Here is a 10032-nt window from a genome sequence, read left to right as displayed (position 1 = left end):
ATTTCGGCTAAATCCCTGACTGGCTATTGCGCAGGAGAACCGCGAGATGACGAACCTTGCAAGCGAGTACGCTGAAACGTTGGACTCTATGACGTCCCGTCGCGTTGAGCTGGTCCGTATCGTTGAGCGCTTTGCTCCTGACTTTGGTGTCCATCCAACTGCCATTCAGCCACTGCATCTGATTCGTAGCGATCAGCCGACACAAACCATCCATACTGTTCATAAGCCGGGTCTTTGCATCATTGTGCAAGGAGCAAAAGAAGTTCAGCTGGCGGAAGAATGCTACCGCTACGATCCGCTTCACTATCTAGTGGTTTCCGTTACCCTGCCGCTGGCAGGCAAGGTGATCGAAGCGACCAGTGATAAACCGTATCTGTGTCTTCGTCTCGATCTCGACCCTTGCGAAATCGCTCAGCTGGTTTCAGATGCCAGTCCGATCGGCGTCCCTGATCGCCCGGCGGAGCGCGGGTTGTTTCTGGACCAGATTGATCCGTCTATTCTGGACACCATGCTGCGCCTGTTGCGGTTGCTGGAGTCTCCAGATGACATTCCCATGCTTGCGCCCATGGCGATAAAGGAAGTCTACTATCGATTGCTTAAAGGTAAGCACGGGCATCGTCTGTATGAAGTGGCGTTTGGGGATGGCCAGGCCCAACGGGTGGCGCGTGCGATTGACTGGTTGAATAACCACTTTTGCGAGCCGCTCAGTATTGATGCCTTAGCCAAGCACGTAAACCTTAGTACATCTGCGTTTCACCATCGTTTCAAGGCGGTTACCGCCATGAGTCCCTTGCAGTATCAGAAGCAGTTACGCTTGAACGAGGCGCATCGGCTGATGATGTCCGAAGGTCTGGATGTGACCAGCACCTGTTACAGAGTGGGCTATGAGAGTCCCTCGCAGTTCAGCCGGGAATACAGCCGCTTTTTTGGCGTATCGCCGGCCAAGCACATTGGGCAATTCAGGCGAAAGGCATAATCCGCTTTGGTATCAATATGATGCTATCCCGACTAGGGACTTTTAGGTCTGGAAAGCCAGTTAAATATTTTGGCATCATGCTCTGAAGGAGGTTAATGACTTCAGAGCATGATGCCTTTTTAATAGTGCTTACTTGCCCCATTCAGGCCCACCATCGGTGGCGGTTTGTCCTCCATCCACAGGTAGCGTTACGCCTGTAATGTAAGCGGCCTCTTCGCTGACCAGGAAGGCAATGGCGGCGGCAATTTCTTCCGGTTTCGCTGCACGGCGTAAGGGAATACGCTCCCACGCCTTTTCAAGCAAGGCCTCGTCATCCATGATCTTTTCTACCATGCCGGTAAGGGTAAGACCGGGACATATCGTGTTAGCCCGGACTCCATATTTGCCATAATCACAGGCGATGGAGCGTGTCAGGTTGGCTACGGCTGCTTTGGCTGCACAATAAGCAGCGTGCGACCAGCCGCCACCCAGTGAAGAAACGGACCCAACATTGATTATGACTCCCTTTGCGCGAGCCAGATGTGGCACTGCACGACGGCTGATATAAAACACGCTATCCAGATCCGTGCCCATACAGGCTCGCCAATGATGATCACTGGTTTCGCTGATGCTGCCGACCAGATTCATACCTGCCGCATTAATAACTGCGTCTAACTGACCAAACCGTTCAACAGCATGATCGACCAGCCGGTCGCACGCTTCGCGTTGCGACACATCTGCCACCTCGGTCATTACCCGGTCAGAAGAAAATCCATCGGCTACTGCTTCAAGGCGTTCAGCGTTTCGTCCAGAGAGAACAACCGAAGCGCCCTCTGAAAGAAAGCGGCGGGCCGCTGCTTCGCCGATGCCAGAGCCTCCGCCTGTAATAACAATGACTTTTTTGTCAAATCGATTCATGGTTCATTCCTCGCAAGGTGAACAAACAAAAGGTCATCTATCAGCCGGGATAGTCGGCACCGCGCGAAACGGCTTCCCAGTCTCCAAAATCTCGCGCGAGTTCATCTAACTTGCCTAAGGCGCACTCGAATGCGCTATTGCCCAGCAGTAGGCGTGCCGGTTTTTCCTGGCTTTCAACTGCGTTAAAAATGGCTGCGGCGGCTCGGGCGGGATCGCCCGGTTGCCTGCCAATCGACTGGTGATAGGCTTCGATAGCTGCACCGGCTGTCGGTGCATAGTCTTCATGGGTGTGCGGCGTTTCATGCGCTGACCCTGCCCACTCCGTACGAAACGCACTGGGCTCTACCGTCATGACATGAATGCCTAACGGCGCCACTTCCTGGCGGAGTGTTTCTGATAATCCCTCAACGGCGAATTTGCTGGCGCAGTAGTACCCTACCGCAGGAAAGCCGCAGAGCCCGCCGATGGAGGTCAGATTGACGATGATGCCCTGCCGCCGTTGGCGCATACCAGGCAAAACGGCTTGAAGCATATTCGCAACCCCATAAAAGTTAACATCCATCATCTGGCGTACCTGGTTGAGATCGCTTTCCTCCACTGAGGCGAAATACCCAACGCCGGCATTGTTCACCAGCACATCTACAGCGCCGAAAGCAGCTTCGGCTGACTCGATGGCGATCTTTGCCTGACGCGGGTCTGTAACATCCAGCGGCAGTACCAGCGCCTCACCTTTATTCTGAAGGTCCTTTAACTGCTCGGGCTTGCGTGCCGTTACCACTACGCGGTAACCCTGCGCCAGTACATATTCCGCAATGTGACGGCCAAACCCAGTGGAGCAGCCTGTTACAAACCATACGGGGGAGTGTGCTGTCTGATTCATAGGATCTCTCCTGTCATGTTGATAACGGGGTTATGCAGGCTCCAGATCGATCAACTGAAAAGCCCGCATGTCAATCTCACCGTCCATAAGTGCTGGGAGCTGCGCCAGAAAGGCTTTTACATAAGGCCGCTCAAGGTGAGCGTCGAGGTCTTCTGGAGAGCGCCAGACCTCGTGGATAAACCACTCGTTCGGCTCGTCGCGACCTTGATGAACCGTATAGGCGAGGCAACCCGGCTCATTGCGTGAGGGTGCTATTAATGACATCAGCTGCTGGCCCAGCACCTCTGTCTTACCCGACCGGGCGCGAATGAAAGCGATATTAGTAAACTGAGACATAGGGAGGTCTCCGTAGTCATTCAGGGCCTGCTGCCCTGATAGAGCAGCAGGTGTACGAAAGGACTCAAACGGTGGTATAGCCACCGTCTGCCATGACAACCGAGCCGGTCATGAAGCTGGCGCGATCGGAAGCGACAAACGCAATCACTTCGGCAATCTCCCTGGGCTGGGCGACTCGCCCAATCGGAGCACGGGTGGCATGTTCACGCAGAAAGGCGCGACCGTCGGGCATGATGTCATCCAGAATGCCGGTCTCTACATCGCCAGGCGCGACGACATTCGCGCGAATATTATGCGGCGCGCCTTCAAGCGCCAGAACCTTGGTCAGCTGGGCGACAGCCCCTTTCGATGCGGCATAGGCGCCGATAGTGGGAAACGCTACCTGGCAGGCATAAGAGCCTACATTGACGATGGCGCCGCGCTTGTTATCGACCATAACGCGCATCGCCTCACGGGAATGCAGGAACATGCCTCGCGCGTTGATATTCATGACCTTGTCCCATTGCTCGATGGACATATCGGTCACATTTACATTGAGAATGACCGCAGCATTGTTGACCAGAATATCAACCCTGCCAAAGCGCTCTATGGCAAGGGCAACCGCACGCTGCGCGGTGGATTCTTCGGCTACGTCGCCTACCAGGGCAGCGATGCGCTCTGATCGCTGCTCAAGCTCGACGACGGATGGCTTGATATCTTCAGCGACGACATACGCGCCACGCTCGGCAAACAGTGTGGCCACAGCTTCGCCAATCCCACCGGCTGCACCGGTCACAATGGCAACTTTACCTTCAAGTTCTTGAATGGAAGTGGTAGTCATCATGTCTCTCCTCAAATGCCGCAGGCGGCTGTTGTTGAAGTCGAGATCACGATATCGAGTTTGCCCGGCATGATAATCGCCGCGCTTCTTCATGCCTTATGAAGGAGGGCTAAATAATCGAGAGGTAGATAGGGCAGGGATGAAAGGGACGCATAGGACGGCCGCTTCTACGGCAGACATAACAAGTTTAGTGTCGGTTAGCTAAATCCAAATGCTGATAAGGGCTTTACTGGCCGCGAATTATATGTGTTGGCTCGTCAACGCCTGCGCGCGGAGTCTTTTTTCAGAAAATCGATAAATGCCCGTAGCGAGGCCAGCTGTTGGCGCTGACGAGGGTAGCTCAGATAAAAACCATCAAACGGCGCGCACCATTCCTGCAGTAGCGGGACTAATGTTCCAGCTTGGATAAAGGGCTCCATCTGGTCTTCCAACCAAAAGGCAATGCCCACGCCGTTGACTGCAGCCTCAATGGCTACACGCTGATCATTGACGATGAGCGGGCCTTTGACGGCTATCGCGAACCACTCAGTATTACGCTTGAACTCCCAGCGATAAGGATGAATCTGGCCCGGCCAGCGCCAGTTGATACAGCGGTGATTTTCCAGGTCATACGGCGTTTCCGGACACCCGTACCGCTCAAGATAACTCGGCGAGGCGGCTGGAATCTGCCGGAGTTCTGGCCCCAACTTGATCCCCACCATGTCCTGCTCGATCAGCTCGCCCAGGCGCAAGGTAGCATCGAATCCCTCTGCGACGATGTCCACGGGTCGATCGTCCAGCACGACATCCAGTTCAATCTCGGGATAGGCCTCCGAGAAAGGTTGGAAGATAGGCTCGAGGAATACACGCGAGGCCAGCCGTAACGCATGAATACGCAAGCGGCCGGCAGGCCTTTCGCCAAACAAGCACGCGTGCTCTACCGCGTCGGCCACCTCCTGCAACGCCGGTCTAAGCCGCTCAAGCAGGTGCTCGCCGGCAATGGTCAGACTTACGCTGCGTGTCGTGCGATTGAAGAGGCGCACCCCCATGCGCTCTTCCAAACTACGTATCGTCTGGCTAAGTGCAGAAGGGGATACCTGCAACTCTTCAGCAGCCCGAACGAAACTGCCACGTTCAGCAATCGCCACGAATGCCTGGAGTTCCGCATAATTCTGACCACGCATGGTAAGCATCCTGTCTGGTAGGTCTGCCTGAAAAGCACAGCGTACGGAGGCATTATGAACGCAAAGGCTCTTTAATCAGCACTGATCACCTCAAAACCCGGTATGGGAGCCTCAAGTGCAAGTGCAGCTCTGACCGGATCAAAGTACTCGCGAATGAATGCAATTTTTCCGTCTTTTACGCGAACGAACAGCACATAGTCCTGACGATACGTCCTACCCGTTGCCGTAATAATACCTTCCGCCTTTACTTCCGCACTCGCTTCATCGGGACTATCCGAGGCATGAATTCTAAGGTCATAAAAGCGGAACTGCTCTACCGCACCCACGAACCAGCCTACGTGATGAAGCACCGCTTCACGCCCCGCCAGTTGTGCCGGGTGACCCAGCGAAGGGGCAAAGGGAAGCTCCCATAAAAGATGATCCGCAATTAAGGTTTGCCATTGGGGCTGATTGGCTACGAATGTGTCGAAGTGTTGTTGCAGCAGTTCGGTTGCAGTGCGCATTGCGGTCTCCTGATTATGTAAGTGAAGAACAAAAGCGCTGCTCAGCCGAACAGCTTGATAGCGGTTCTCGCCGTTAATTCACCCTGGTGCCGCGCACCCTCAAGCTCTGTTTCGCTCGGCAGACGTGAGCCGTCTCCCGCTGTGATGGTAGTAGCGCCATATGGTGCGCCACCTACCACCTCTGTAACACCCATTTGCCCTTGATGGCTGTAGGGGAGTCCCACAATCGTCATGCCGAAGTGCAACAAGTTGGTGATGATGGAGAAAAGGGTCGTTTCCTGGCCGCCGTGTTGTGTAGCTGAGGCCGTAAAGGCACCGCCCACTTTGCCATTTAATACACCGCGTGCCCATAAGCCGCCTGCCTGATCCAGAAACGCGGCCATCTGGCTGCTCATCCGGCCAAAGCGGGTCCCTGTGCCCACAATGATCGCATCGTAATGCTCAAGATCGGCAATGGTTGCTACCGGTGCTGCTTGGCCAAGCTTGAAATGGGCGCTCCTGGCGATCTCTTCCGGTACCGTTTCAGGGACACGTTTGATATCTACGTCAGCCCCTGCCGCCCGCGCGCCTTCTGCTACAGCTTCAGCCATGGTCTCGATATGACCGTAAGAGGAGTAATACAGAACCAGAACCTTAGCCATGTGACGTCTCCTGAGTAGAATAAGCGGCCAGTGCCGCAGTGGAGAAACTTTCGCATGGCTCAAGACTCGAAAATAGCCGGTTAATATCGACCGGTTCGTTCGATAAAATCGAATAGTAGCGATCAGAGATTTTGTGCGGCCTGTGCCTTGAAGCGATCTATTAACCATGTGGCAGCAGGGCCAGGCGGTGAATCGGTACGATAAATCGCGGTAAAGTCATACGTGCCACCAGGGCAATCTGGCAAATCCAGTAATACCAGCCTGTTTTCAACAATATCATTCTCTACCATGGGCTGCGGCATGTTTCCCCAGCCAATACCTTCCTTGAGTAGCATGTGTTTGGAACCCAGGTCAGCCAGACGCCAGGTGCGGGTGCTCATAACGGCGTATTCCTGTCCCTCGGTCAGTGTGGAGCGGTCCGTCAGGACCAGTTGCACATGCTCACGGGTAGCGCCAGGAGCGTTGGCGCTGGCTGAAGCCAACGGATGGCTGGGTGCTGCAACCGGTACCAGATCAACGCTGCCCACTGCAATCCGCTCCAGACCGTCAAGGTTAGTGATCAAAGGACCGCTGACGCCCAGCGCAGCGCCTCGATTCAGTACCCGTTGCGTGACGGCACCTAATGCTTCTATATGAAGGTGGAGGGAAACAGTGGGAAAGGTTTCTCGAAATACCTTCAAGGCATCCACTACCCGCGCACTGGGCAACATGACATCCAGCACCAGATGAATCTCGGCTTCAAGACCTTGCAGAAGTCCTTTTACCTTGGCACGCAGTCCGTTGATGCCGCTGTACACCATGCGCGCTTCGGCTAATACCGTTCGCCCCGCGTCTGTCAGCTGAGGTTTACGAGTAGTTTTGCGATCAAAAAGGGTCACGCCCAACTGCATCTCAAGGTTAGCAATGGTATAGCTGATAACAGACGTAGCCCGGTGTAGCTTACGAGCAGCCCCGGCAAAACTACCTACCTCAACAACAGTAAGAAAGACACGCAACTGGTCCAGCGTAGGCGTACCGGGATCAGACATCATTTCGAATTCCTCGAACGTTTTAATGCATATTATCTGGATTTTGCTGAACGCCCATCTGTTTTAGTCTGGCCTGGTAGTCACTTCCGAGTGAAGTCTTTTGCCTGCAATCCGCCGATTGCACCTATGCCCTGCGAGGCCCGCAACCATGACGTTATCGAATTCTGCATCCGCTATTGAGCATCTTATCCTGCCAGCCGTAAGAGATTTGGGTGATGGCTTTAAAGTACGCCGCGCCTTACCTTCTGCACAGCGACGTACCGTAGGTCCCTTCATTTTTCTGGACAGCTTTGGGCCAACCGTTTTCAAGGCAGGCGAGGGGCTTGATACACGGCCCCATCCGCATATTGGTTTGTCGACCATGACTTACCTGCTGGACGGCGAGATGCTGCATCGCGACAGCGAGCACTATGTCCAGACCATACGGCCGGGCGAAATCAACCTGATGACGGCAGGTAAAGGGATCGTCCACTCAGAGCGCAGCTCCGACGTGGTCCGTCAAACAGGCAGTACGGTATTTGGCTTTCAGTCATGGCTAGCGCTACCGGTTGCCCATGAAGAGGCTGACCCAGGCTTTCAACATGTCAGTGCAGCAGAGATTCCTGTAATAGAGGACGAGGGGGTTACCGTCAGGGTACTAGCTGGCGCGTTGCATGATAAACAGGCACCTACACGCACGTTTTCTGATCTGTTCTACGCCGACGTGGTACTGGAGGTCGGAGCGCGCTATCGCATCCATAAAGAGCATGTCGAAAGGGCCATCTACGTCGTAAGCGGTGAGGTTACGGTGAGTGGGCAGGATGGTCGCTTCGGCCGGGACCAGCTGGTTGTCTTCAAACCAGAAACCGAGATTGTACTGAGTGCAACGGGACTGACTCGGTTGATCTTGCTGGGAGGGGAGCCGCTTCCTGAAAAGAGACATATCTTCTGGAATTTTGTATCGAGCCGCCGTGAGCGCATTGAGCAGGCTGCTGAAGACTGGCGTTTACAGCGTTTTCCAGGCGTACCTGGAGAGCATGAGTTCATCCCGTTACCGGAAACACGAATCCGTTTAAAAGCCACTGTGTAAACATCATCGCGTTATCCTGATGCCCGCCCGGATGCCATTCGGAGCGGGCATTGTCTTTTCTGCGCCTACCCAGAGACTACTAGCCACCGCTAGTTCCTGAGCTTCACACCTTGAAGCTCAGGAGTTAAGCCTACAGATTATGTTCGATTAAATCGAATCTAATGGTCTAAATTATTCGGCTATTGCGAATAGTAAACCACAGGCAGACTTCTCCCCATCGAGACACATCATGGTGATGCGTCCTAAATGAGGATCTACTCATGTCACAGTCAGCCAACCTTGTTCAAACTGCTCCGCATACATCCGTTTCCAATGCTTCAGCAGCTACAACTGCATTACTGGGCCGGATACTGATCAGTGCAATCTTCATCCTTTCAGGCATTTCCAAAATTACTGCGCCCGCCATGATCATGGGTTATATCGAGTCGGTCGGTTTGCCGTTTCCTGCCGTCGCCCTCGGAGTTGCCGTGTTGGTTGAAGTAGTAGGCGGTATTGCGTTGGTCCTCGGCTATCAGACACGAGCAGTGGCTGCGTTCCTGGCCTTGTTTAGCGTAGTGACCGCACTGGCCTTTCATAGCAATCTGGCTGATCAAAATCAGTTCATTCATTTCTTCAAGAATATCGCCATGGCCGGTGGGCTTCTTCAAGTAGTGGTTCTTGGGGCTGGCCAGCACAGCCTGGACGCCCGTCGTAGCTGATAGCAGATGCCAGGCTAGCGGCCTGGCATAACTTGCAAACCCTTCGCTAGAGAAATCATCATGAAAGCCATACGTGCACAGCAATATGGGAACCCCGACGTACTCCGCCTTGAAGAAGTAGCCGATCTGACGCCGGGTAAAGGGCAAGTATTGATCCAGGTGGCCAGCAGCGGAATAAATCCAATCGACTGGAAAGTCCTCTCCGGTGCCATGAAGCAGTTTATCCCCTTACCGTTACCCTATACGCCAGGGGTTGAAGTCGCAGGAACGGTTATCGCATTAGGTGAGGGCGTAGACACATTCAGCCTGGGCGACGAGGTTTTTGGCTTCATCGGTATTACAGGTGGGTACGCCACCCAGGCAGTAGCGGATGCCGACAGGTTGGTCTTAAAGCCCAACAGCCTTTCATTGCTAGAGGCAAGCGGTGTGCCGGCGGCAGCCTTGACGGCTTGGCAAGCCTTGCATGAGCATGCTGCCATTCAGACAGGCCAACGTGTCCTGATCCAGGGAGCGGCGGGCGGGGTTGGCAGCATGGCCGTACAGTTGGCTCGTATAGCTGGCGCTGAAGTCATCGCGACGGCATCTGCCCATAATCATGATTACCTACATACACTAGGCGCTACGCAACTCATTGATTACCGCCATGAAGCCTTTGAGAAAGTCGTTTCGGATGTAGATATCGTAATCGACCTTGTAGGCGGCGAAACTCAAGCCCGCTCCTGGTCAGTGTTAAAAAAGGGCGGTGTGCTGGTATCACCTGTCAGCGCGCCGAGTGAAGACGCTGCTCGTAGCATAGGGGCAACAGGCAAACGCTTCGCTACCCGCTCAGATGGCAAGCAACTGGCACAGATTGCCGACCTATTTGACCGGGGAGCACTTAACGTCAAAGTAGAAGCCATGCCCTTGTCCAGGGCAGCTGATGCGCTACAGAGAAGTCTGGCAGGCCATACGCGAGGCAAGATTGTGCTGGAGGCTGGAGAATAGCAGGATTCCAAACGTTAACATGATGAATACTTAATGG

Annotated in this window: 12 protein-coding genes; 4 read left to right on the top strand and 8 right to left on the bottom strand. The window is 54.2% G+C overall.

Annotated features, from left to right (window positions below):
- The first annotated feature begins 46 nt into the window (after nt 1-46).
- Nucleotides 47-976: an AraC family transcriptional regulator gene (locus QWJ10_RS11255; RefSeq protein ID WP_289926342.1), complete on the top strand. Its 930-nt coding sequence runs from the start codon at nt 47-49 to the stop codon at nt 974-976.
- Nucleotides 977-1105: 129 nt separating this feature from the next.
- On the opposite strand, the gene QWJ10_RS11250 is transcribed toward QWJ10_RS11255, so the two are convergent.
- The 8 genes from QWJ10_RS11250 to QWJ10_RS11215 form a co-directional block, all read right to left on the bottom strand.
- Entirely contained in the window at nt 1106-1873 is a 768-nt protein-coding gene (locus tag QWJ10_RS11250; RefSeq protein WP_289926341.1) for an SDR family oxidoreductase, read from the bottom strand.
- A gap of 40 nt (nt 1874-1913) precedes the next feature.
- Nucleotides 1914-2753: an oxidoreductase gene (locus QWJ10_RS11245; protein ID WP_289926339.1), complete on the bottom strand. Its 840-nt coding sequence runs from the start codon at nt 2751-2753 to the stop codon at nt 1914-1916.
- Nucleotides 2754-2783: 30 nt separating this feature from the next.
- Nucleotides 2784-3089, bottom strand: a complete 306-nt coding sequence (locus QWJ10_RS11240; protein ID WP_019364147.1) for a putative quinol monooxygenase — start codon at nt 3087-3089, stop codon at nt 2784-2786.
- Between the two features lie 64 nt (nt 3090-3153).
- Nucleotides 3154-3909, bottom strand: a complete 756-nt coding sequence (locus QWJ10_RS11235) for an SDR family oxidoreductase (protein ID WP_019364148.1) — start codon at nt 3907-3909, stop codon at nt 3154-3156.
- Between the two features lie 257 nt (nt 3910-4166).
- Nucleotides 4167-5072, bottom strand: a complete 906-nt coding sequence (locus QWJ10_RS11230) for a LysR family transcriptional regulator (protein ID WP_019364149.1) — start codon at nt 5070-5072, stop codon at nt 4167-4169.
- Between the two features lie 71 nt (nt 5073-5143).
- Nucleotides 5144-5575 carry a nuclear transport factor 2 family protein gene (locus QWJ10_RS11225; RefSeq protein ID WP_289926331.1) on the bottom strand — a complete coding sequence of 144 codons (432 nt, stop codon included), beginning with the start codon at nt 5573-5575 and terminating at the stop codon, nt 5144-5146.
- 41 nt (nt 5576-5616) lie between these two features.
- Nucleotides 5617-6216 (bottom strand): NAD(P)H:quinone oxidoreductase, encoded by a 600-nt coding sequence (gene wrbA / locus QWJ10_RS11220; RefSeq protein ID WP_074828235.1) that lies wholly within the window; start codon nt 6214-6216, stop codon nt 5617-5619.
- Nucleotides 6217-6338: 122 nt separating this feature from the next.
- A complete protein-coding gene (locus QWJ10_RS11215; protein ID WP_289926326.1) occupies nt 6339-7247 on the bottom strand; it encodes a LysR family transcriptional regulator in 909 nt (302 codons plus the stop codon).
- A gap of 145 nt (nt 7248-7392) precedes the next feature.
- Between QWJ10_RS11215 and QWJ10_RS11210 the strand changes: the two genes are divergently transcribed.
- From QWJ10_RS11210 to QWJ10_RS11200, 3 genes are all read left to right on the top strand, one after another.
- Nucleotides 7393-8313 (top strand): pirin family protein, encoded by a 921-nt coding sequence (locus QWJ10_RS11210; RefSeq protein WP_289926324.1) that lies wholly within the window; start codon nt 7393-7395, stop codon nt 8311-8313.
- Between the two features lie 260 nt (nt 8314-8573).
- The gene (locus tag QWJ10_RS11205) at nt 8574-9011 is read left to right on the top strand and encodes a DoxX family protein (RefSeq protein WP_289926322.1); all 438 of its coding nucleotides are present in this window, start codon (nt 8574-8576) and stop codon (nt 9009-9011) included.
- 60 nt (nt 9012-9071) lie between these two features.
- Nucleotides 9072-9995 carry an NADP-dependent oxidoreductase gene (locus tag QWJ10_RS11200; RefSeq protein WP_289926320.1) on the top strand — a complete coding sequence of 308 codons (924 nt, stop codon included), beginning with the start codon at nt 9072-9074 and terminating at the stop codon, nt 9993-9995.
- The last annotated feature ends 37 nt before the right edge of the window (nt 9996-10032 follow it).

Origin of the sequence: Pseudomonas sp. WAC2 (assembly GCF_030403525.1) — a bacterium.
Lineage (GTDB): Bacteria > Pseudomonadota > Gammaproteobacteria > Pseudomonadales > Pseudomonadaceae > Chryseomonas > Chryseomonas luteola.
The sequence above is the reverse complement of the archived record's forward strand: the minus strand, read 5'-3'. Positions and strand labels throughout refer to the sequence as shown.

Coding starts and splice junctions, on each gene's coding strand:
- QWJ10_RS11255 (WP_289926342.1), top strand. CDS start 47: ATGACGAACCTTGCAAGCGAGTACGCTGAAACGTTGGACTCTATGACG.
- QWJ10_RS11250 (WP_289926341.1), bottom strand. CDS start 1,873: ATGAATCGATTTGACAAAAAAGTCATTGTTATTACAGGCGGAGGCTCT.
- QWJ10_RS11245 (WP_289926339.1), bottom strand. CDS start 2,753: ATGAATCAGACAGCACACTCCCCCGTATGGTTTGTAACAGGCTGCTCC.
- QWJ10_RS11240 (WP_019364147.1), bottom strand. CDS start 3,089: ATGTCTCAGTTTACTAATATCGCTTTCATTCGCGCCCGGTCGGGTAAG.
- QWJ10_RS11235 (WP_019364148.1), bottom strand. CDS start 3,909: ATGACTACCACTTCCATTCAAGAACTTGAAGGTAAAGTTGCCATTGTG.
- QWJ10_RS11230 (WP_019364149.1), bottom strand. CDS start 5,072: ATGCGTGGTCAGAATTATGCGGAACTCCAGGCATTCGTGGCGATTGCT.
- QWJ10_RS11225 (WP_289926331.1), bottom strand. CDS start 5,575: ATGCGCACTGCAACCGAACTGCTGCAACAACACTTCGACACATTCGTA.
- wrbA (WP_074828235.1), bottom strand. CDS start 6,216: ATGGCTAAGGTTCTGGTTCTGTATTACTCCTCTTACGGTCATATCGAG.
- QWJ10_RS11215 (WP_289926326.1), bottom strand. CDS start 7,247: ATGATGTCTGATCCCGGTACGCCTACGCTGGACCAGTTGCGTGTCTTT.
- QWJ10_RS11210 (WP_289926324.1), top strand. CDS start 7,393: ATGACGTTATCGAATTCTGCATCCGCTATTGAGCATCTTATCCTGCCA.
- QWJ10_RS11205 (WP_289926322.1), top strand. CDS start 8,574: ATGTCACAGTCAGCCAACCTTGTTCAAACTGCTCCGCATACATCCGTT.
- QWJ10_RS11200 (WP_289926320.1), top strand. CDS start 9,072: ATGAAAGCCATACGTGCACAGCAATATGGGAACCCCGACGTACTCCGC.